Source organism: Tundrisphaera lichenicola, assembly GCF_051175385.1.
GTDB lineage: Bacteria > Planctomycetota > Planctomycetia > Isosphaerales > Isosphaeraceae > Tundrisphaera > Tundrisphaera lichenicola.
Genome location: NZ_CP195106.1, coordinates 3,789,744 through 3,810,771, shown reverse-complemented (window position 1 = coordinate 3,810,771; position 21,028 = coordinate 3,789,744). Strand labels below are relative to the sequence as shown.

General features: G+C 67.5%; 27 protein-coding genes and 1 tRNA gene. 26 read left to right on the top strand and 2 right to left on the bottom strand.

The window, feature by feature from the left end; genetic code table 11:
- Positions 1 to 126: 126 nt before the first annotated feature.
- The 18 genes from P12x_RS15145 (at position 127) to P12x_RS15060 (ending at position 9,898) form a co-directional block, all read left to right on the top strand.
- The gene (locus P12x_RS15145) at positions 127 to 327 is read left to right on the top strand and encodes a hypothetical protein (RefSeq protein ID WP_435005136.1); all 201 of its coding nucleotides are present in this window, start codon (positions 127 to 129) and stop codon (positions 325 to 327) included.
- 145 nt (positions 328 to 472) lie between these two features.
- A complete protein-coding gene (locus P12x_RS15140; protein WP_435005135.1) occupies positions 473 to 829 on the top strand; it encodes a hypothetical protein in 357 nt (118 codons plus the stop codon).
- Entirely contained in the window at positions 826 to 1,176 is a 351-nt protein-coding gene (locus P12x_RS15135) for a hypothetical protein (RefSeq protein WP_435005134.1), read from the top strand. The genes P12x_RS15140 and P12x_RS15135 overlap by 4 nt, the downstream gene beginning before the upstream one ends.
- A gap of 21 nt (positions 1,177 to 1,197) precedes the next feature.
- Positions 1,198 to 1,392, top strand: coding sequence for a hypothetical protein (locus P12x_RS15130; protein ID WP_435005133.1), 195 nt, complete (start codon positions 1,198 to 1,200; stop codon positions 1,390 to 1,392).
- On the top strand, positions 1,337 to 1,981 hold the full coding sequence (locus tag P12x_RS15125; RefSeq protein WP_435005132.1) for a hypothetical protein: 645 nt from the start codon (positions 1,337 to 1,339) through the stop codon (positions 1,979 to 1,981). Before P12x_RS15130 ends, P12x_RS15125 begins: the two co-directional genes overlap by 56 nt.
- Positions 1,978 to 2,304 carry a hypothetical protein gene (locus P12x_RS15120; RefSeq protein WP_435005131.1) on the top strand — a complete coding sequence of 109 codons (327 nt, stop codon included), beginning with the start codon at positions 1,978 to 1,980 and terminating at the stop codon, positions 2,302 to 2,304. Before P12x_RS15125 ends, P12x_RS15120 begins: the two co-directional genes overlap by 4 nt.
- A complete protein-coding gene (locus tag P12x_RS15115) occupies positions 2,301 to 3,368 on the top strand; it encodes a Rad52/Rad22 family DNA repair protein (protein WP_435005130.1) in 1,068 nt (355 codons plus the stop codon). Before P12x_RS15120 ends, P12x_RS15115 begins: the two co-directional genes overlap by 4 nt.
- A gap of 178 nt (positions 3,369 to 3,546) precedes the next feature.
- On the top strand, positions 3,547 to 4,347 hold the full coding sequence (locus P12x_RS15110) for a hypothetical protein (protein WP_435005129.1): 801 nt from the start codon (positions 3,547 to 3,549) through the stop codon (positions 4,345 to 4,347).
- Positions 4,344 to 5,081, top strand: a complete 738-nt coding sequence (locus tag P12x_RS15105) for a hypothetical protein (protein WP_435005128.1) — start codon at positions 4,344 to 4,346, stop codon at positions 5,079 to 5,081. Before P12x_RS15110 ends, P12x_RS15105 begins: the two co-directional genes overlap by 4 nt.
- Positions 5,082 to 5,115: 34 nt before the next feature.
- On the top strand, positions 5,116 to 5,727 hold the full coding sequence (locus tag P12x_RS15100) for a putative metallopeptidase (protein ID WP_435005127.1): 612 nt from the start codon (positions 5,116 to 5,118) through the stop codon (positions 5,725 to 5,727).
- A gap of 34 nt (positions 5,728 to 5,761) precedes the next feature.
- Positions 5,762 to 6,169, top strand: coding sequence for a hypothetical protein (locus P12x_RS15095; RefSeq protein ID WP_435005126.1), 408 nt, complete (start codon positions 5,762 to 5,764; stop codon positions 6,167 to 6,169).
- Positions 6,166 to 6,360 (top strand): hypothetical protein, encoded by a 195-nt coding sequence (locus tag P12x_RS15090; protein ID WP_435005125.1) that lies wholly within the window; start codon positions 6,166 to 6,168, stop codon positions 6,358 to 6,360. Before P12x_RS15095 ends, P12x_RS15090 begins: the two co-directional genes overlap by 4 nt.
- Positions 6,357 to 6,890 (top strand): hypothetical protein, encoded by a 534-nt coding sequence (locus P12x_RS15085; protein WP_435005124.1) that lies wholly within the window; start codon positions 6,357 to 6,359, stop codon positions 6,888 to 6,890. Before P12x_RS15090 ends, P12x_RS15085 begins: the two co-directional genes overlap by 4 nt.
- Before the next feature lie 4 nt (positions 6,891 to 6,894).
- Entirely contained in the window at positions 6,895 to 8,487 is a 1,593-nt protein-coding gene (locus P12x_RS15080; RefSeq protein ID WP_435005123.1) for a hypothetical protein, read from the top strand.
- On the top strand, positions 8,477 to 8,869 hold the full coding sequence (locus tag P12x_RS15075) for a hypothetical protein (protein WP_435005122.1): 393 nt from the start codon (positions 8,477 to 8,479) through the stop codon (positions 8,867 to 8,869). The genes P12x_RS15080 and P12x_RS15075 overlap by 11 nt, the downstream gene beginning before the upstream one ends.
- The gene (locus P12x_RS15070) at positions 8,866 to 9,237 is read left to right on the top strand and encodes a hypothetical protein (protein ID WP_435005121.1); all 372 of its coding nucleotides are present in this window, start codon (positions 8,866 to 8,868) and stop codon (positions 9,235 to 9,237) included. The genes P12x_RS15075 and P12x_RS15070 overlap by 4 nt, the downstream gene beginning before the upstream one ends.
- Positions 9,234 to 9,587 (top strand): hypothetical protein, encoded by a 354-nt coding sequence (locus P12x_RS15065; RefSeq protein ID WP_435005120.1) that lies wholly within the window; start codon positions 9,234 to 9,236, stop codon positions 9,585 to 9,587. Before P12x_RS15070 ends, P12x_RS15065 begins: the two co-directional genes overlap by 4 nt.
- Positions 9,584 to 9,898: a hypothetical protein gene (locus P12x_RS15060; protein ID WP_435005119.1), complete on the top strand. Its 315-nt coding sequence runs from the start codon at positions 9,584 to 9,586 to the stop codon at positions 9,896 to 9,898. Before P12x_RS15065 ends, P12x_RS15060 begins: the two co-directional genes overlap by 4 nt.
- Positions 9,899 to 10,037: 139 nt before the next feature.
- On the opposite strand, the gene P12x_RS15055 is transcribed toward P12x_RS15060, so the two are convergent.
- Together P12x_RS15055 and P12x_RS15050 are read right to left on the bottom strand one after the other, a co-directional pair.
- The gene (locus P12x_RS15055) at positions 10,038 to 11,405 is read right to left on the bottom strand and encodes a tyrosine-type recombinase/integrase (RefSeq protein WP_435005118.1); all 1,368 of its coding nucleotides are present in this window, start codon (positions 11,403 to 11,405) and stop codon (positions 10,038 to 10,040) included.
- A gap of 151 nt (positions 11,406 to 11,556) precedes the next feature.
- A tRNA-Arg gene (locus P12x_RS15050) sits at positions 11,557 to 11,630 on the bottom strand.
- 181 nt (positions 11,631 to 11,811) lie between these two features.
- On the opposite strand from P12x_RS15050, the gene P12x_RS15045 reads away from it, so the two are divergent.
- The 8 genes from P12x_RS15045 (at position 11,812) to P12x_RS15010 (ending at position 20,542) form a co-directional block, all read left to right on the top strand.
- Positions 11,812 to 12,504, top strand: a complete 693-nt coding sequence (locus P12x_RS15045; RefSeq protein WP_435005117.1) for a hypothetical protein — start codon at positions 11,812 to 11,814, stop codon at positions 12,502 to 12,504.
- 66 nt (positions 12,505 to 12,570) lie between these two features.
- On the top strand, positions 12,571 to 13,170 hold the full coding sequence (locus tag P12x_RS15040) for a hypothetical protein (RefSeq protein ID WP_435005116.1): 600 nt from the start codon (positions 12,571 to 12,573) through the stop codon (positions 13,168 to 13,170).
- A gap of 148 nt (positions 13,171 to 13,318) precedes the next feature.
- Positions 13,319 to 14,460 (top strand): IS630 family transposase gene (locus P12x_RS15035; protein ID WP_435005115.1). Its coding sequence is split into 2 segments (ribosomal slippage): positions 13,319 to 13,757 and positions 13,757 to 14,460, totalling 1,143 coding nucleotides; the frame shifts between segments, so codons are not numbered across the junction.
- A gap of 88 nt (positions 14,461 to 14,548) precedes the next feature.
- A complete protein-coding gene (locus P12x_RS15030) occupies positions 14,549 to 15,124 on the top strand; it encodes a winged helix-turn-helix domain-containing protein (RefSeq protein ID WP_435005114.1) in 576 nt (191 codons plus the stop codon).
- Complete coding sequence (locus P12x_RS15025; protein WP_435005113.1) at positions 15,099 to 15,626, top strand: transposase; 528 nt, start codon at positions 15,099 to 15,101, stop codon at positions 15,624 to 15,626. The genes P12x_RS15030 and P12x_RS15025 overlap by 26 nt, the downstream gene beginning before the upstream one ends.
- An 80-nt stretch (positions 15,627 to 15,706) precedes the next feature.
- Positions 15,707 to 16,090 (top strand): hypothetical protein, encoded by a 384-nt coding sequence (locus P12x_RS15020; protein WP_435005112.1) that lies wholly within the window; start codon positions 15,707 to 15,709, stop codon positions 16,088 to 16,090.
- A gap of 178 nt (positions 16,091 to 16,268) precedes the next feature.
- Positions 16,269 to 17,342 (top strand): hypothetical protein, encoded by a 1,074-nt coding sequence (locus P12x_RS15015; RefSeq protein ID WP_435005111.1) that lies wholly within the window; start codon positions 16,269 to 16,271, stop codon positions 17,340 to 17,342.
- Between the two features lie 557 nt (positions 17,343 to 17,899).
- A complete protein-coding gene (locus tag P12x_RS15010; RefSeq protein WP_435005110.1) occupies positions 17,900 to 20,542 on the top strand; it encodes a PVC-type heme-binding CxxCH protein in 2,643 nt (880 codons plus the stop codon).
- Positions 20,543 to 21,028 lie beyond the last annotated feature (486 nt).

Below are 21,028 nucleotides of genomic sequence, written 5' to 3'. Positions count from 1 at the left end.
CAACCACGCAGGCAAAGGTATCTGGAGTAATTTTCGCGAAACAGTTGATTTCTATCTGTATTGCAGATAGATTCTAGCTGTAGAGACTAATCGCCTCCGCAGCGGAGGAGCCGAGAGGGAGACCAGATGAACTCGCTTCGAAAGACGACCCGGAGGGACCCTAATAAGCCGCGCCCTGTCGTGGTCCACCCCGAGTTGCATCGCGAGCTATCCAGGCTCGCCAGGGAGAATGGATACACCATCCAAGGGATGCTCCACGTCCTCCTCTGTGAGCGGTTCAACAAGCCGGATCTGGTCGAACAGACGGCCTTGACCGCCGCATCCTGACCGTCCGGCACTAATGGCTTAGCCGACCCAGGCCGGATATTCCCCCTCGTTTCCTAATTTCACCACCACGTTTCGCCCGGACATCTCGCCGGGGCGGCGACGTTCGCCGTCCGCGCCCAGGGTCCGCGCCGATGGAGCCCGACCGATGCCCGAGATTAGAGACGCTTACGACATCATCGCGGCCCTCAAGGTCCAGACGGACCGCCTGGAGGAGATGAAGCGAGAGCACTCCCAGATCCGCGACGAGCTGTCCCGCCTGAGCAGTGAACAGCACGAACGGGTCCGGCGATGCCAGGCCGAGGCCGTCGCCCTGCTGGAGTTCAACGGGGTCCAGGAGTGCACCTGCAACGGCCGGGTCTACCTCCTCCGAGAGCATCCCGACTCGCGGCCCACCAAGTGGGTCGTCATCCGGGAACAGCAACGCATCCTCAACGCCTCGTCCCTGAAGATGCCCGTCGACAGCCCCTGGGCACCGGCCGAGGAAAGCGCGGTGCCCGCATGAGCCCCCACGACGATCGGGAGTTTCGCCGCCGGGTCACCCTCAACCGGATCGACCTGACCCAGCGTCGGCTCTACGCGGCCGAGTCCGCCCTGGCCCTCCGGGCGGGGCTCTACAACGAGGCCCCGCCCTGGCGGGTCGCCGAGACGATCCGGGCCCGCGGGCGGTTCCTCCGGGCGCTCGACCGGGCGATCGAGTTCCGCCGGTCGCTGCGGATCGACCTGGCCGTCCTCGGGGCCCAGGGGATGGCCGGGCTCGCCCGGGAGATCAAGCGGGAGGCCCGCCGGGGCGTCGTCCGGGCCAGGGCCGGGGCGAAGTCCCGATCGCGAGAGGCCGTCCTGGCCAACTGACCGGGGAGGAGGCCCGTCGCCATGAGCAAGAGACGCCGGAACGCCCGGAAGAAGCGGGCCCACGGCAAGCGCAACGCCCTGCGGCCGATCGAGCTGGGCCTGGCCATCGTCGAGCCGCCCGTCCCGTCGTATCACCCGCCCAAGAAGGGGAAATTCCACTATGCCCGCCGCAAGCGAAACCGCGATCGAGAACGGAACGAAGAACACGCCGCCTGACGAGCAGGCCCGCCGGATCGAGATCGACCCGGAAGGCTACCGCTACGACGCCGACACCGGCGAGGTCCTCGGCCACCAGGACGAGGCCCCCTTCACCATCTGCACGGCCGAGGGGGTCGATTGGGTCCTCGGCCTGATGATGACCGAGCAGCTCCGGATCCGGGCGATCGAGGCCAGGCGGGCGGCGATGAACGCCAACCTCGACGCCATGCTGGTGGACCCGACCAACCGCCTGAGATGGATCGACTATCGCTTCCGGGCCGAGATCGAGGCCCAGGCCCGCAAGGACATCGAGCAGGCCGGGGGGAGATCCAGGACGGCCAAGTATCCCCACGGCAAGGTCGCCTTCCGGATGAGCGCGGGCTCCAGCCAGGTCACCGACCCCGGCCAGGCCCTGGAGTTCGTCAAGGACGTCGCCCCCGAGCAGCTCGACTACAAGACCCCGACCATCGCGGCGATCAACGCCGCCGTCGAGGCCTACGCCCAGCAGATGGGCGAGGAGCCCGACGTCACCCCGTTCTTCCGCAAGGCCGAGCCCCGGGAGACCTGCCAGATCGAGACCGGTTTAGGGAAGGAGTCCCGCAAATGAACCCGCTCGTCGAAGCCGCCCAGGCCCTGGGCATCGCCCTCTCGTGCACCCTCTCGGGCGCGGCCCTGGCCGTCGTCCTGTACCGCCGGCGATCGGTCGAGGCCCGGGCCCGGCACGTCGCCCGCAAGGAAGTCCAGATCTCGACCGGATGGTTCCGCAACGCCGTCGAGATCCGCCTGGCCGAGGTCGAGGCCGAGGCCAGGACGCACCACTCGGCCCTCAATGTTCACGGCCTGATGCAAGGGTCGAGGATCGTCCCCGACCACGCCGACCGGCCCCGGATCTTCCGGCCGGAAGCCCTCAACGGGGAGACCGGATCATGAGCCAGGGGACCAAGTACCCGGAGATCTTCGCGGCCCTGGCCGCGCCCCTGCCCAGGGAGTCGCTCCGCAAGAAGAAGGGACGCGGGGGCGACATGCTGACTTACATGACCTCGCGCGGCGTCATGAACCGCTTCGATGACGTCCTCGGGCCGGAGAACTGGAAGGAGAGCTATCGGCAGATGCCCGACGGAGAGCTGTTCTGCCGGATCACGATCACGCTCCCGGACGGCTCGAGAGTCACCAAGGGGGACGTCGGGATCGGCCAGGGTCCGGACGCCGGGATCAAACGCAAGGCGATCTATTCCGACGCCCTGAAGCGCGCCGCCGTCAAGTTCGGGGTCGGGCGTTACCTGTACCGCGACGGGATGCCGAATTACGTCCGCGAGCGGCTGGGCATCAAGGACGGGCCGATCGAGACCAGGGCCGAGCGGGAGGCCCGCGACGAGACTCCTCAACCCACCGGCCCGGGTCGCGAGCCGCCGGCCACATCCTCGCGCTCGCAGGTCAACGAAGCCTTCAAGCCCGCCGGCCAGGATCAGGCCAGGCCCGCCCACGACAAGGAGGCCGTGAAGTTCCAGGGGGACCGGATCGGGGCCAGGGGGCTCGACGTCCGGACCTGGGCCACCCTCGTCGAGAAGGAGGTCGAGGGGGTCAACGCCCGGCTCCTGGCCTTCCTCGTCGAGCACAACCTCGAAGCCGCCGAGGTCACGTCCTCCCCCCGGGCCACCAACCACATGGCGAGCTGGGCCGAGGAGAACGGCGAGCCCGCCCCGACCGTCCGGGGGGCCAAGGGAGATCAGGTCCGCGCCCCGCTGGGCAAGCTCTCGGCCCACCTGCACGGGCTCTACCAGCTCGAAGGCTGGCGAGACCCCATGCGGAAGGAACTCAAGAGCTACCTCAAGGCCAAGCTCGAGGACGCCATGCAGGTCGCCGAGAACCAGGCGTTCGGCGACCCGCCCCCGCCCGAGGAGGGGCAGCACCAAGCCGAGCCGCATGACGACGGCCAGCTCGTCGCCGCCGGGGCCGGCGAGGATCCCCAGGCCTGGGCTCCGGGCCGGCATTGAGACACGGCCCCGACGGCGCGGAACACCGTCGGAGCCGGATCGCAATGGGACCAGAGAGAGGCGAGAAGCGGAAGCCCACCAGGCTCAAGGAGCGAGCCGCCCCGGCGGGGCCTGACCACCACGCCGGGGGCTTGAACAGGACCCTACCAGTCTAGCACGCATCCCGAAGGCTGCTGATGTGGCAACAGATCCCGCCCCCTGGGGCAAGCTCAACGCAGGCCAGAAATTCCACGTCCTCGCGGCCGACGTCGACCGCGCCCTGTCGTTCGCAATGCTCACCGGCTACGAGGTCGCTCTGATGGAACAGATCCGCGAACGATGCTGGGGCGAGCCCACTCGGGCCAAGGGAAAGGGCGAGCCCTGGCCCGATGCGCGGACCTGCCGGCTCAACCTGACCCACCTGGAAAGCGAGACCGGCATCCCTCGGCAGCGGTTCTCCCGGGCCAAATCCAACCTGATCAACTCCCGGATCCTCGTCGAGAGGGGGGAGGATATCAGCATCAACAAAGCGGCCCACGAGTGGATCTTCCCGGCCACCGGGGAGCCCCGACTTTCGGCCAGGCTCATCGAGTTTTGCGACCAGGCCCGACCCAAGCGGCAGGCCCAACTTGCCCTGTCTCCTGAACAGGAGAACAGCGAACACTTTTTGGTTCGGACCGAACAGAAAAGTGTTCACCCCACCGAACAGAAAAGTGTTCGGTTGGTGAACACAAAAGTGTTCGGTGACTGCACCAAAAAGTGTTCGGTCACCGAACAGAAAAGTGTTCACCCCCCCGGCGTCCCCCCCGCACCCCCCATAGGGGAACGCACGCGCGGAATTAGATTCTCAGAAGATTTAGAGAGAGGGGGAGAAGACGGACAGCCCCCCCGGAAATCTCTCTCGCCTCAAGAGCAGGCCCTCCAGACCAGGCACGAGCGGCAGACCCGCGAACTCCAGGCGGCGCTGCGCCTGGACCAAACCAAGGGAGGTGGTCAGTGATCGAGAACGTCTCGAAATGGTTCCCGGCCTGGCTCGACCAGCACAAGGCCAGCAACCCCCACAACGCCTGGCCCGCGTTCGAGCAGGCCGGCTACTCGATGGTCTACATGGGCTGGATCAGGGCGTTCATCGACCTGGGCGTCAAGCCGGCCGAGGCCGAGGCCGCGAGCCTGAAGCTCCAGCGACAGGGCGAGGTCTGGCCGGTGGACCACCTGGCCCGACTCCTGGCGATCCTCTCGCCGATGGTCGCCACTCGAAAGGCCGAGGCCGAGATCCTCCGGCGACGGCGGGAATCGGCCGAGTGGGCGATCGAGCAAGACGCTCGACGAGCCGCCCGCGACGCGTTCCGCAAGCTCCCGGAGGCCGACCGGGAAACGCGAATGGCCTCGATCCGGCGGCGATATCCGGCCCTGGCAAGCTTCGACTCGATCGTCGAATGGTTCGCCGCCGAGGAGTGGCGGGGATCCCGATTACCCGATCCGCCCCCGATCTCCGAGGCCCCCGCGATCGTCCGGACCATCCCGGTCGAGGCCGAGGAGCCCCCACTCACCCCCGGGCAGGTCGCGTTCCTGGACTCGCTCGACGAGGGGCAGCTCGCAGCCGTCGACGCGATGACGCCCCGACGCCGACGCCAGATCCTGGCCCCGCACGCGGCGGGCTTCGATCGATCGCTGATGTCCGTGCTGATCCCCGAGCTGGGGCAGGTCGCCCCCGCCGCGACCGAGGCCGCTTGACCCCGACCGGACCCCGAACGAATCGAGGTGAGATATGGCGACGTATGGATTTGCCAGCAAGGACGTCCAGGCGATGATCGACGGCCTGATCTCGGACAACCACCCCGACCTGGTCGAGACCGCGGCCCGGGTCGAGGCCCTGTTCGCCTACCCGGTCCGGAACAAGTACGGCGCCGAGAAGTCGCCGGCCGTGAGCCAGTTCGGCGTCGGATGCCTGGGCAAGGTGAAGGTCAATTCCGAGGCCGATCGGGTCGAGGGGAAGCCCGACGCGACGATCACGATCGATCAACCGGCCTGGGAGAAGCTCGAGACTCCCGAGCGAAAGGCCCTGATCGATCGGTTCCTGTACGCCCTGGTCGTCCGCAAGAAGAAGGGCGAAATCCTGACCGACGATCAGGGCCGGCCCAAGCTCAAGGTCCGCAAGCCCGACTGGCTCCTCTCGGGCTATCGGGCGATGGCCGAGCGGCACAAGGAGCACGCGGCCGAGGTCATCCAGGCCCGGCAGTTCCGGGATGACTTCGGGCAACTCCTCTTCGGCTTCGCCGAGGGCGGGGCCATCCAGGAGCAACTCCCCGGCGTCGAGGCCGGGGCCAGGAAGCCGCGCAAGCCCAGGGGCGCGGCCGTCGTCGCCGCCGCCAATCGGTGAGACCCGGACCGGCCGAGCAGGGAGATATCCGAACGTGAGCACGAATCGAAGGACCTGGCAGAAGTCGGAGGGGCGAGCCGCCGCGATCTTCGGGGCGTTGCGGCAAGTCCTCTCCGGCTCCTCCGGGCGGGACGACAACACCGCGTCCGACTCGACGCACACCACGCTGTTCATCGAGTCCAAGTACCGCGACAAGCACGCGGTCCGGACCCTCCACGACGCGACCCGGATCCTCGCGAGGAAGGAGGGCAAGATCCCGGTCGTCACCCTGTTCGACAAGGGGCGATCCGGGTTCCTCGTCTGCATCCACTCCGACGACCTCGCCGCCGTGGTCGCCGAGTACTGCGGGGCCAACGCCAGCGACGAGCTCGAAGGGGCGATCCGGAGGGCCTACCTCCGGCAGCGCGGCATGGAGATCGAGGAGGAGGCCGAAGTCGCATGAATTACCTCGAATGGTTGACCCTGAAATCCGCCGAGGCGATCGCCGCCGAGGGGAAATCGCCCAACCCCCGGCGAGTCTTCCGCCGGGTGAACCTCACCGAGCCGACCCGCCACCAGGCCGTGAGGGAGGCGACCCGATCGCTCCAGGCCCGGGGCGAGTGGCCCGGGCCCCGGGAAGGAGCCCGCCCTTGAGCACCGCGACCGAAGGGGCGATCGACATCATGCTCCCGGCCGACGCGATCGGCCACGCCGAGGAGATCGCCGTCGTCCTCGAAGCCCTCTCGCGGGCCTGGAAGGAGAAGGCCGAGCGGAAGGACCCCGACCGGCTCCTCATGCTCGACACGTCGACGGCAGCCTACAGGCTCGGGGGGATCGTCCGGGGCTACGCCCGCCAGGTCCGCGACCTCGAACGCCGCCGCGTCGAGGGGTTCGCCCTCGGCTATGAGCACGACGGCAAGCTCTGGTTCCTCCACCATGCCCTGCATTGGGGCAACCTGATGCGATGCGACCGGCCCGAGGCCGCGGCGCTCTGGCCCTCGATCGAGGCCCTCCGGGCGTGGTGCGTCCGGGCCAGCGTCCCCAAGGGCGAGGACGGCAAGGGCCGGCCCTGGCCGATCCCGATGACCCAGCTCGACGAACACGACCTCTTCGCCTACCCGGTCCGGGTCGCGGTCGATCGCGACCAGGCCCGACTCGTCCGAAGACGAATCCAGGGAATTTGAACCCATGCCCAAGCCCGGCCAGAAGACCAACGCCGCCCGCAAGGCGAAAGCCGCCGCCCTCAATCGGTTCTCCGTCGAGGTGGCCCGACTCCGGACCACCTGGCGCTGGATCCGCCGCGACGTGATCCACAGGGAGGCCGACGACGTCGACGGCTACCTCGCGAAGGCCGATCTCGTCGCCTTCCTGCTCGCCCAGGACATCGAGTCGGGCCAGGTCGAGCTCGACCTCCCCGACGAGCCCCGCCCCCTGTTCGACCGACCCTCGAAGGGAGATGCTCATGTCCAAGAAAGCATTCATCAGCCTGGACGGGGGAAATCCCCGACCGATGAAACTGGAAGCGACCGGGCACGGGAGCATCTCGGCCGGGACCGTGACGAAGGGGAGATTGCTCTACCCCACCGGGCGAGGACGGTTGATCGACCCCAAGGATTGGATCGAGATGAGGATCGAGAGCCGGGAGTCCAAGGCGATCGGCAACGCGCCGGTCTATCGGGCGACGAGGCTTTCGTCAACCAGGCCGTCGCCAACGCCCAGGCCGTCGCCAGAGGACTGAGTGACGCCCTGGCCCCCGGCGGCGACTACCTCGTGAAGTGCAACGGCTGCGACTTCACGACCGCGAAATCCAGCGGCGAGCCCTGCCCCAAGGGCCACGCCTCCGGGTTCGGCTACGCCGGGCCGATCGCGACCGATCCCCCCGAGCCGAAGCGGAAGCCGAAGAAGAGCGCCAAGGCCGTCGACTTCGACGAGGATCCCACCGGGGAGATCGCCGCACACCAGGAACGCGAGGGGTGGAGACTCCACCGTATCGGCCAGCTCGACTTGCCCGCGTCCACCAAGAAGCTCCTCATCGAGGACTTCGAAAACATCGGCCATCTATCCGACGCCTTCGAACGGTACGAGCGAGAGGCCGAGGGAGACGACAGTTTCATCAACCGCAACCTCGCCAGCGCCAGGCGTCAGGTCATGGAGGCGATCGCCAAATTCCGGAAGGGCCAGGAGCCGGCGATCAAGGAATGGATCGTGATCCACCACCTGGCCGGGGGACGCATCCGGGAGAACATCGGGGGATTCTTCACCGCGACCATCGAGGAGGCGACCGAGCACGCCGAGCGACTCTTCGGCGGGAAGGGCGGACGCCTGGAAATCCTCGACGCGACGAGCGGCCAGGCCAAGCAATATCTCGAAGAGGAGCAGGCCCTCGAACTCCCCCCGCCCCCCGAGCGGCAGCATTACAACCCGGCCAACGCCAGCAACGGCGCGGGGGACTCGGCCGAGCCGCTCGACCCGTACCTCGCCAAGAAGGCCGAGGGCCTCAAGGCAATCCGCGAGGCCAACGCCAAACCCAAGCCCGCCCGGTTCCTCGTCAAGGCCGCCAAGGGCAACCCGCTCTACATCCTCACGGCCGACTCGCTCGAGCAGGCCACCGCCTACGTCCGCGACCAGTACTGCGGGGAAAACGAGGTGATCGAGCCGATCGAGCCCGGCGGCTTCCCCGCCAAGTTCCCGGCCTGGCTCACGGCCAGGGAGATCCCGGCCGGGTGGGAGCCCGGCAAGAAGAAATCCCGCAAACGAAAGGGGGCCACCGTTGCTAGCTGAGGACGACGACCACCGCGACTATGCCGCCCCGCCCCTGTGGATCGCCGGCGTCATGGGCCAGCTCGACGCCATGGAGAAACGAGGGGCCAGGATGGACAAGCCCACCCTGATCACCCTGTTCACGTTCGCGGCCCGGCTGGAGATCGAGGACTACCCCAGGCCCGACGTCCAGCGATTCCACGCCAAATTCCTCCGGCTGGCGTGGTCCGGGAAAACCCGGGCCATGCGGGTGGACATCACCCCCGGCCGGGTCGAGATCGCCACCAGCGACCCCCAACGCAGGGCGTCGGCCCAGGCCACCATCTGGCTCTCCAGCGTCCGCGAACTCTTCGCGTGGTACCACCCCCGAGTCCCGGCCACCGTCACGGAGGACGAATCATGAACCGCCGACGAATCCCCGCCATCCTGATCGCCCTGGCCCTCACCCTGGCCCTGGCCGTCGTCCTGGCGATCGACGCCAAGATGCGACACGAGCCGCTCCTCAAGGTCCAGGTCACCCGGCAGACGTGGTGCCCCTCGCCCGAGATGAGGGCCAGCATCCCCGTCCCGCTCGAAGATATCCCGCCCCGGGGGGCCGACGTCACCCCGATCGTCGGGGCCTCGTCGATGGACCCCGCCGAACTGGCCGAGGCCGTGAACCGGCTGATCGCCCAGGTCAACCCCGCCGTCGCCGTCCGATCGGTCTCCCTGTCCTGGCCCGCGGGGTCGGGGGACGCCGTGCTCGTGGTCGCCTGGGAGCGTGCTCGATGATGACCCAGACCAGCGGACTCCGATCCTTCGCCCGCCTCGTCGAGTCCATGCGAGCCCGACAGGCCACCTATTTCAAGGACCGCGACCCTCGCGACCTGGCCCTCTACAAGGCCAGCGAGCGCGAGGTCGATCGACGAGTCGCCGAGATCCTCGACGAGCGGCCCCGACTCTTCGACGAACCCGACCAATCCGACCACGCCCGGCGGAACCACCTGGCCGTCTTCGCGTCGGCCACCGAGACCGTCCGCGTGCTCGACCGGCAAGGCGTGATCGTCCTTCCCGACGCGACCCGCGAACTCCTCGATCGTTGCCACCGGCTCATCCAGGCCGAGAACGGGAGCCCAGAGTGACCACCGCCGCCGCCGCCAAGGAGATCCTCACCGTCGCCGAGCTGGCCGAGCGCTGGGGGGTCTCGACCGATACCGTCATGGCCCGGGTCGAGGATCCCGAGACGCCGCTCTCGGCGATCGCCCTCGGGCGACCCGAGGGGAAGAAACGCCGCCGCCTCGTCCTCCGGTTCCGGATCGAGACCGTCCGGGCCTGGGAGCGCGACCAGGAGCGGAGGCTCGCCCCCGAGCCCCGGGCCGAGCCGGCGGGCCGACCGGCCGGGTACGAGGGGAAGATCCACACCCGGCCGAGGAAGGGCAGGGGGGGCCATTGACCCGCCCGGCCCCGGGGGATAACCTCGAACCCGACCGATCGACCGGCGACGACCGGGGGGAAGCCGCCGGTCGATCCGACGCAACCCGACGACGACCCCGGCCCCACTCGACGAGCGAGGGCCGGGGTCGTCGCCATTTTCAGCCCGCCGGACGACGACGCTCGCGACGCCGCCGGGTGATCTCCCGGGCCCGTTCCGCCGCCCGGTCCTCAATCGTGTGGGCATAGACTTTACGGAGGACTTCCGCCGAGTTCCCGAGCTGCTCGGCGATCTGCTCGTCGGAGAAGCCCAGGCTCGCCCCCTCCGAGGCGTAGCCGTGGCGGTTGGCATAGGCCACCAGCTTGGTCGGGCCGGTCGCCTCGACGCCCGACACCCCGGCCTCGATCGCCGCCTTGCGGAGCGCGTGGAGCTTCGCCGAGGCGGCCGAGCCCGACGGCCAGGGCTCGCCCGCCAGCGGGTCCAGCTCGCCCCGAGCCGCCGCCCCCGTCCCTCGCATGTGCGGGAAGACGACCTCGGGATGCCGGCCCGGCAACCGCTCCAACGCCCGGAGGAGCCGGGCCACCGGGTCTGTCACGTAAATCTTGCGGGCCCGATCGGTCTGATGCCGGGTCTTGACCCGATCCGGCCGGATCGTGATGACCTGGGGCTCCCAGCGAACCCCGGCCTTCGGGGCCGGCGAGATCTCGTCCCATCGGAGCCCCGACGCTTCCCCCGGACGACAGCCGGTGAGTCGCTGGAATCGGAGCAACAGGACGAAGATCCGGTCGAACCGCCGCTTGAGCGAGAGGACCGTCGACGCCGAGGGCCGCAGCGACCCGCCCGGCCCCGAGACCCGAGCCCCCCCCGGCCCGCCCCGATCGTTCGACTCCCACCGGGCCCGCCCCCAGGCCCACCGGAGGAAGCCCCGGACCGTCGCCGCCTCGACGTACCCCCGGACCGCGCCGGGCTGGCGAGGCCAGCCGTAACCCTCCAGGGGGTTCGAGGGGATCAGCCGGGCCGGCACCCGCCCCGAGACCGGCCGCGAGGCCCACCGGAGCATCGCCCGGACCGCCGCCCCCACGTCGTGGACGTAATGGGCCGAGAGGAGCCCGGAGCCCCCCTTGTGGCGTCCCGAGCGGAGCCACCCGACAAAATCATCGGCCCACTCCGGCGAGAGCCCGGCGGGGCGTATATCGGCCCCGCCCAGGTAGTCGGTCAGATACCGGAGCAGGTCACAACGACGCAGATAGTGCGACCGGGTGATCTTGCCCAGGCTCGCCTCGTTCTCCAGCCACTCCAGATAGGTTTGCACGAGCCAGAAGACCGTCGGGTCGGAGCCCGCCGAGGCCCGCCCCTCCGACTCCCGGATCAGTTTGTCCATTTCCTCCCAGACCACCCGGGGGATCCCGTCGCGGGCCGGCTTCTGGTCGGGCAGGACCCCCTTGCAGATGTACCGTTGCCGCCCGTTCAGCGTGAATCGCCAGCTCCCTCGGGCGGCGAAATAGCTCGGCTTGTGCGGTCGCGCCATCCTGACCTTTCCCAATAGGCCGCTTTTGTCCACGGAATTTCGGTTACGAAAGCGTTACCGAATCCGTTACGCACCCCCCGGGAAGCCGCCCGAAACCGCTTCGAACGAAGGAGGGCCGGACCCCTATTTTCATAGAGATCCGGCCCTCTAGTGTGCTCGGCAGGAGTTGAACCTGCAACCTCTGCCTTCGGAGGGCAGCGCTCTATCCAATTGAGCTACGAGCACGTCGGACTCATTCCACCCCAGACCGGACGAGATGTCAAGAGGGCGGCGGTCGATCGACGCCCGAAGCTTACCCCTTCGATCCGAAATTTCCCGGAGGGCAAGGCTCGCCCTGCCGAGGTATCATCGGATCGAAGTCGGCTCCGGTGGTGTCACGGCAAGCCCTTACGGTCGAGGGGTAACGATGACCGAGTCCGAATGGCTCACCTCCGATGACCCGATTGCCATGCAGCGGGCCCTTCGCGCCGTGTGGCCTGGCAAGGAGGATGAGTTCGTCAGGGTCATCCACTGCTTCCTCCTCGATTGCTGCCGGGCGATCTGGCCGCTCCTGCCGATGGAAGCGACTCGCCGAGGGATCGAGGTCGCGGAGCGTTACCTCCTGGGCCAGGCCACCCGCAAGGAATTCTTTCGGGCCGAATACCAGGCCGAAGGGGCGGCGTTCTTCCTGGAGACCTACGATTGTGCACCAGAGCAGGAAAGTCCCGAGGAGCGGGTGGAGCGAGTGGGTTACCAGGCCTGGAGGAAGGAAACGATCGAGGCCCGGTACAAGGCCGAGGGGCCCGAGGCATGGGCCGCGCATCTCGATTACGAGGCGGATCGGAAGGCTCGGATCGAGCAGATGGTCAAGGACCTGGAGGCGATCCCTCCGGAGGAACTCCGGCGGTTGGTCCGGCTCGGGAATGAAGATCGGATCGACCGGCGGTATTTGCTGTCGGAGGCGGCCTACTTCGCCGACAAGGCGATCGTCTATCCGTTGTCCAGCTCCCGAGGGGAAGTCGTGGATCACTATCCGATATTCCTCTCCGCTCGGGTGTTTCGCCGGGTCGTTGTCCGCCTCCCTCGCCCCAAGCCGTACGCAAGACACCGCCTCTCATGAGGCATGAGCGATGGTTGGTCGGGGTTAAGTCCAGATTTTCCTGACAACCTCTCCGAGTTCAAGCCAATGCATCCCATCCAAACCCAGGAATTCTTGGCCTGGGCTCATTCCAAGGGTATCGAACCAGATGATCGCTACGAGGAGCCCCGTTGCCTCGTCCACAAACCCTCGCGGGATATCGGCCGCTTCTGGATCGTGCCGCCGGATCCGGCCGAGTGGCCCCATTTCATCTCGTCCATGCTCGATGGGCTGAAACCCTGGGCGACCGGCTACCTCTGGTTCCGGGGCGGACGATGGCCCGGGCCGACGGCCCCATACGACAGCGATGGCGGAATCCGGGAATTGATCCTCCGCGGAGTCGGGGCCCCGATCGACCTAGAGGGGGCGGCCCGCTTCGACGAGTCGGAGCGGGATCGGGTGGTCGCGGTGATCTTCGCCCAGCTCGCCTTCGGGTGGTGCTGCCCGGATGACCTCTTCGTCATCCCGGATCACGCCGAGACGATCCTCTGGGTGGACCACCATCGGGTGATCCATGCGAAATTCGCGGATCGTCGGTCGGTCAAGCCGTTCGTCCGGGGCATGAAAGCGAATGGGTATGACCTGCCGACGTATCTTCCGGATGGGACCTTCAAGCGGCAAAGATGGATGAAATTGGCGCAGGATTGAGTAGAAGTAGGTGGGCACCGCCCACCGACCCGATTGGGCGGCATCAAGACCGGTGGGCGATGCCCACCCTACTAGTTCATCGACGCTAAAGAAGTGGGTAAAATCGGGTCGGATTTCCGACACCATCCGGGCACCGGAGGCCGACCCGATGAACTCCGCTCTGAAATGCCAGGTCCACCTCACCGCCGAGCAGCGCCGGGACCTCGAACGGACCGCCCGTGACGGCCGGACGCCGGCCCGTAAGGCCCGGTACGCCAGGCTGTTGCTCCACGCCGACGAGGCCCACCCGGAGGGCCGCCGCAACGACGCCTGGATCGGCGAGGCCCTCGGGATGCACGTCAACACCGTCGCCCGGGTCCGCAAGAGCTTCGTCGCCGGAGGGCCCGACGCCGCCTTCGGGCGCAAGGCCCGCGAAGCACCGCCGGTCCCCCCCAAGATCGATGGCCACGTCGAGGCCCACCTGGTCGCCATCCACTGCGGCCCGCCGCCGGAGGGCCGGGCCCGCTGGACGCTCAAGCTCCTGGCCGGCGAGTTGATGGCCCGCAAGCTGGTCACCGAGGTCTCGGTCGAGACGGTCCGCAGGGCGCTAAAAAAAACGCGCTGAAGCCCTGGCTGAAGGCCGAGTCGTGGTGCATCCCGGAGCGGGATTCGGCCCGGTTCGTCGCGCAGATGGAGGAGGTCCTCGACGTGTACGCGATGCCGCCGAGCGAGGAGGAGCCGACGGTCTGCATGGACGAGGCGGCCAAGCAGATGCTGGAAGGCCTCCACGACCCGCTCCCGCCGGCCCGCGGCCGTGCGGCGCGGGAGGACTACCACTACGAGCGCAAGGGGGTGCAGGCGATCTTCATGTTCTTCGACCCGAACCGGGGCTGGCGGCGGGTCAGCTGCCGGGAGAGCCGCACGCGGGTCGACTGGGCGCACGAGGTCAGGCGACTGCTGGACGAGGACTACCCGGCGGCGCGCAAGGTCCGGCTGGTCTGCGACAACCTGAACACGCACACGACCGCGTCGCTGTACGCGGCGTTCCCGGCGGCGGAGGCGCGCCGGCTGGCGCGGCGGCTGGAGATCGTGCACACGCCGCGCAACGGGAGCTGGCTGAACGTGGCGGAGATCGAGCTCTCGGTGCTGGCCCGGCAGTGCCTGGCCCGTCGGATCGGGGAGCCCGAACTCCTGGCCGCCGAGTGCGCCGCGTGGGAGCGAGCCCGGAACGCCGAGGGCGGTCGGGTGATCTGGAAGTTCACGACGGCCGATGCCCGGGTCAAGCTGAGGTACCTTTACCCACAATTTTAGCGTCGATGAACTACTACTTCTACTACTGATACGGAATCTTCCGGATGAGTTATCATTGGGGGATCTCCTACTTCCACGGAGGTTCCCCATGGCGAACGAACGACTGCCCATCGTCCTGCACCTGCCCCCCGAGGAGATCGCTCGCCGCTATCGCGCGTGCCGCTCCGGCATCGAGAAGACCCACTGGCAGGTGATCTGGCTCCTGACTCGCCCGGACCAGCCGCTCAGCCCGGCTCAGGCCGCCCAGCAGGTCGGCCTGACTCCGGTCTGGGCCCGCGCCTTGCTCAAACGCTGGAATGCCCAGGGGCCCGATGGCCTGGGCGACCGGAGGGCTACCACCAACGGCGGCCAGAGCAAGCTCACCCCCGAGCAGCAGGTCGATCTCTGGGCCGCCCTCCGCCAGTCGCCGCCCGACGGCGGGCTCTGGACCGGGGCCAAGGTCGCCACCTTCGTCCGCGATCGCTGGGACGTCCACATCCGCAAGCAGACCGGCTGGAGATGGCTGCGTGGCCTGGGCTTCTCGCTGCAGGTCCCCCGACCCCGACATCCGGAGGCCGCCACGCCCGCTTCGCAGCGGGCGTGGAAAAGACGCCCTGGCCGATCGAGTCGCCCGCCTACGTCGGGAGCACCCCGGCCGAGTGGTCGAGGTCTGGGCCGAGGATGAGGCCCGGCTGGGGCTCAAGCCGATCACCCGTCGGGTCTGGGCGGTGCGAGCCCATCGGCCGCTCTCCTATGGCCGGACCAAGTACCAATGGGCCTACGTCTACGGCTTCGTGCACCCGGCCAGCGGGCGGAACCTGGAGCTGATCCTGCCCTCGGCCAATACCGACTGGATGGGCCTGGCGTTGGAGGAATTCGCCCGCTGGGCCGACCCGGCCGGGGAGAAGCTGCTGGTGCTGATGGTGGACAACGCCGGCTGGCACGTGGCCAGGCGGCTGGCGATCCCGGTCAACGTGGTGCTGCACCGACTGCCGCCTTGCACGCCGGAGCTACAGCCGGTCGAGCCGCTCTGGCCGCTGGTACGCGAGGCGGTGGCCAACCTGGGGTTCAACGACCTGGCCACGATGCAGGTCCCTGTCCTGGATCGGTGCCGATGGTTGATCGACCACCCCGAGGTCGTCCGCGGAGCCGTCGGCTTCAGCTGGGCGGTCGAGCTCAATGGTTAGTCATCCAGGGGATTCGGTATGACATCGGATCGAGGTCGGACCTGGTGGTGTAGGGAACGGCCTGGCAAGAGAGGATGCCCATGATGGCTGGCCCCTGGTTGACCACGATGGATTATTATGTGTCGCCCATCTTAGATATTACGATAGTCATCACCTTCATCTCGGCCGCCATCTACAGCGGGAGGCGAGTCATCCCCGAGGCTATCGACCGTTGGGCCATGGACCACGGGTACAAGATCCTGGAAAGCAAGGACGCCGGGTTCCTCAAGCGGATGTCCTTCTCGGCCACCGCCTGCCAATGGGTCCAGATCATCGTCGTTCAGGATCGCAACGGGGCCAGACGATCCGGAATGCTGAAGGTCGGGGACCATTGGTTTCCCAGCCTTTCGGTGGAGCAGTGCCCAATCGAGGTCGAGTGGGATGAAGGGGATGAGGGAAAGTCCTCCGACTGGCCCGAGCTATAGCCTGTTTAATCGGTCTCAAGTCAGTTCAAAAACGCTTCGTTGGACCTGACCTACGATCGGCAGCCCTGGCGAATCCGCGCGGCTCGGGCCGGAAAGTGTGTTGATCGGGCTCGTCGGGGCGCGAAAGTTCGGGGGAGATCTCTCGGACTCCGCACCGACACCCCGCGAGGATGCCCCCATGATCGTCTCCGAAGCCCGCCTGGCCGCGAATCGCCGGAACGCCCTCAGGAGCAGCGGGCCGAAGACCGAGGAGGGGAAGGCGAAGTCTCGGGCCAACGCCTTGAAGCATGGCCTCTGCTCGTCGGTGGTGGTCCCCGAGAGCCTGGAGGCGGTCCAGGAGCGGGCTTCGGCTTACTATCACACGCTCAAGCCCCAGAACCAGTTCCACTCCTGGCTGGTCGACCGCGTGGCCATCCTCAGCCTGCGGATCGACCGTTGCGAACGGATCGAGCGTCGGGTCCGGGACAAGATCGCGCTCCGAGCCGAACTGACCTGGGAGGATGACAGGAAACGGGAGGCCGCCACCCTCGGCGGGATGATCGGCGAGCGGCCCGAGGAGGTGGTCGAAGCCTTGCGGCGGACGCCTCAGGGGTGCGAGTGGCTGATGTCCCGCTGGGCGATGCTGGCTCACGTGGCCGACCTGAAGGGATGTTGGACTCCCGATCAAACCCGACTGGCCTTCGACCTGCTGGGCACCCCGGCCGAGTTCCGCGAGGGGCAACGGCCCGGGACCTGGCTCGACCCGGAAGGGAAGGTGATCGAAGGGGCCGACGACCCGGCGGGCGTGGCCCGTCGCGAGATCGCCGCGTTGAAGGAACGTCGCGAGTTGGTGGGGGATCTCGATGAGGTGAATCGGGCGCTGACCTGCTCGGACCTGACCACCGACGAGGACCCCGAACTTCGGAGACTCCGACGTTATGAGTCGACGCTCCATCGACGCCTCCGCTGGTGCCTGGCGCAGATCAAGTTCGAGTCGCCCCACCGCTCTCCCAACCCCGACCTCAAGCCTCAGTGGGTGGCCCGCCTCGACGCCGAGCCGGCACCTCCCGAGACGGAGTCGCCCCAGGCGCGAAACGAACCCATTCAGGCCGGTGAAGAGGGGCTGATCGCCCGGGATCGGGAGGAAATTCCCGATCCCGTTGCGGCGTCGGAACCCTCGATGACCCTCCCGACGAGGGCCGAGAGGCGGATTCATCGGGCCGAGACCCGTCGAGGAGCCCGCCAACGCAAGCTCGAACGGCTCCGAGCCTGATTCTCTCAAAGCCGGAGCGTCGCGAAATCCTGATCAGACTCGTCCGGACGGCCGGGGCGGGTGCCGCACGCGCCTCGATCCTGGGTGTGCCCAGGGTTTCTGGGGGTTGCTGCGGGGATTGGCTGCGGCTGACTCCCGGAGCAAGCTCCGGGTCCGAAAGCGTAAGCAAGCTTCCGCACTCCAAGGCGGCTCTGCCGCTCCGGGGGCCGCATCGAGTCCGGCGAGCCGCCGGAGGCCTTGGAGTGCGGAAGCTTGCTTACGCTTTGCCCGGGCGGAGCTTGCTCCGCCAACTCAGTCCTGTAGGGCAGGCCTTGCCCTGCCGCGAGCCTGGTCTCGGCAGGGCAAGCCCTGCCCTACAAGAAATGCCAAAGCCGAAAGGGGCAACCCATCGGCGGGATGGGCGGAAATTCGGTCGATTGCATTCCGATTCGGACGCGTTAGGATGGGCGAATGGTCGCGAGGCACGGTCACGTTTCGTCCGACGCCCCTTCGAGGGGTCGACGGGCTCGTCGGCACGCCCTCGTATCGCAATCCCACCCCGCTCATGAGGACTGACGATGATGAGGGCGAGATTCGCCATCTGTGCCGTGCTCGCCACGATGGCGGCACTCCCGATCGCCTCGAACTCGGCGAGGGCCGAAGACGCGGCCAAGTTGACCCTGAACAAGGGCGATCGGATCATCCTGATCGGCAACACCCTGGCCGAGCGGATGCAGTATTTCGGGAACTTCGAGACGCTCCTCCAGAGCCGTTTTCCCGAGCTGGAGCTGATCTTCCACGACCTCGGCTGGTCGGCCGACGAGGTGGCCCTCCGGCCGCGCCAGGCCGCCTTCGACGACCACGGGCACACCCTCAACGACGAGAAGCCCGACGTCCTGGTCGCCGCATTCGGCTTCAACGAGTCGTTCGGCGGGCCGGCGGGGCTCGACAAGTTCAAGCAGGACCTCGACAAGTTCCTCGCCGAGTCGACCTCCACCAAGTACAACGGCAAGGCCGCCCCGCGCGTGGTCCTGCTCTCGCCGATCGCCCAGGAAGACCTCGGCAATCCCCACATCACCGACGGCAAGGCCAACAATGAGAACATCGCCCTCTACACCAAGGCGATGGCCGAGGCCGCGGCCAAGCACAAGGTCGTCTTCGTCGACCTGTTCACGCCGACCAAGAAGCTGATGGACGAAGGGTCGAAGGCCGACAAGCCGCACCTGACCATCAACGGCATCCACCTGAATGAAGCGGGCGACCAGCAGGTGGCCAAGGTCCTCGACGAGGCCCTCTTCGGCCCCCGCCCCTCGGGGATCAAGGCCGACCTGGCCGCGCTCAAGAAGGAAGTCCTGGAGAAGAACCTCCAGTTCTTCTACGACTACCGGGCCATCAACGGCTGCTACATCTACGGCGGTCGCGAGAAGCCGTTCGGGGTGGTGAACTTCCCGGCCGAGTTCGAGAAGCTCCGCAAGATGATCCAGAAGCGCGAAGGCCGGATCTGGGCCGTCGCGCAGGGCAAGAGCGTCCCGGCGACGATCGACGACAGCGACACCGGAGAACTGGTCCGTGTCGAGACCAACGTCAAGCGGCCGATCCACATGACCTCCCCGGAGGAATCGCGTCGGACCTTCACCCTGCCCGAAGGGTATGAGGCCAACCTGTTCGCCTCGGAGGAGCAGTTCCCCAACCTGAAGAAGCCGGTCCAGATGACCTTCGACGCCAAGGGGCGGCTCTGGGTCACGACCATGGCGTCGTACCCGCAATACCTGCCGGGCCGGCCGGTCAACGACATGGTCCTGATCTACGAGGACACCGACGGCGACGGCAAGGCCGACAAGGAGACCGTCTTCGCCGACAAGCTCCACGTCCCCACCGGGATCGAGCTGGGCGACGGCGGAGCGTATGTCGCGCAGCAGCCCAACCTGATGTTCCTGAAGGATACCGACGGCGACGACAAGGCCGACACCCGCGAGCTGATCATGCACGGGTTCGACACGGCCGACTCGCACCACGCGATGCACGCCTTCACCTGGGACCCGGGCGGGGCGCTCTACTGGCAGGAAGGGACCTTCCACCACACCCAGGTCGAGACCCCTTACGGTCCCCGGCGCGTGAAGGAGGCGGGCGTCTTCCGGTACGAGCCGAAGACCCAGAAGTTCGACATCTTCGTCTCCTACGGCTTCGCCAACCCCTGGGGCCACTACTTCGACCGATGGGGCCAGAACCTGGTGGCCGACGCCTCGGGCGGGGCGAACTACTACGGGACCGCCTTCTCGGGCGACGTCGACTATCCGAACAAGCACGGGCGGCTCCAGGAGTTCCTGACCAAGCAGTGGCGGCCGACCTCGGGCTGCGAGCTGATCTCCAGCCGGAACTTCCCCGACGAGACCCAGGGCGACTACGTTCTGAACAACGTGATCGGGTTCCAGGGTGTCCTCCGCTACCGGGTCAAGGAGGATGCCTCGGGCTTCCACGCCGACCCGGTCCAGCCGCTCCTCAGCTCGACCGACCCCAACTTCCGGCCGGTCGACCTCGAATTCGGCCCGGACGGGGCGCTCTACCTGGTCGACTGGTACAACCCGCTGGTCGGCCACATGCAGCACTCGCTCCGCGACCCCAACCGAGACGTCGAGCACGGGCGGATCTGGCGGGTCCACTACACCAAGCGTCCCCTGGTCGAGAAGGCCAAGATCGCCGGGGCCAGCGTCCCCGAGCTGCTCGACCTCCTCAAGGCCTACGAGGACCGGACCCGCTACCGGGCCCGCCGCGAACTCCGCGAGCACCCGCCCGAGGTGGTCCTGTCCGAGCTGAAGAAATGGGTCGACGGGCTCTACAAGAACGACCCCGAGTACTGGCACCACAAGCTCGAAGCCCTCTGGCTCCACCAGAGCCTCGACGCCTTCGATGAAGCCGCCCTCGACGAGATGCTGACCTGCCCCGAGCCCAAGGCCCGGGCCGCGGCCACCCGGGTCCTCTGCTACTGGCGGGACTACGTCAAAGACCCGATCGAGAAGCTCCGCAAGCAGGTCAACGACGACCACCCCCGGGTCCGCCTGGAGGCCGTCCGAGCCCTCAGCTTCTTCGACGGGAAGGACGCCGCCCCCGCCCAGGAAGCGGCCATGGAGTCGCTGCTCAAGGACCAGGATTACTACCTGAAGTACACCCTGGACGAGACCAACAAGACCCTCGACCGCCGGATCAAGGGGGAGGGCAAGTAAAGGTCGAGGATCCCCGGCGAGTCGAAGCCCCTTCCTCTCGGCCCGCCCCATTCGCGGGAGGGTGTAACCAGATTTTCTGGGGGTCTGTCTCGGCGGAGCAAGCTCCGCCCAGCAAAGCGAGAGCAAGCTCTCGCACTCCAAAGCCTCCGGCGGTCTCTGATGCGGCGGAGCCGCCTTGGAGTGCGGCAGCTTGCTGCCGCTATCCGCCCCGGAGCTTGCTCCGGGTGCCGATCACCGCCGGAGTCGGGAAAGCAGCCCCAAGAATCCCCGGGGACACCCTCGCGGGATGGGTCGGGAAGAGGGGTTTTCGCGACGCCATCGATCGTGGAAAATAGAGACGCCAAGGATTACCAGTTCCATAATTTCCCGATAATGTAGCGGGACGGGACTGTCTGGGGTGGCAGGCCCCTGCCACCCAGGCCGGACGAATCCGAGAAGAGCTTGAATTGGCCATCCTGAGCCTACCGCCCATGAACCGGGCCGCTC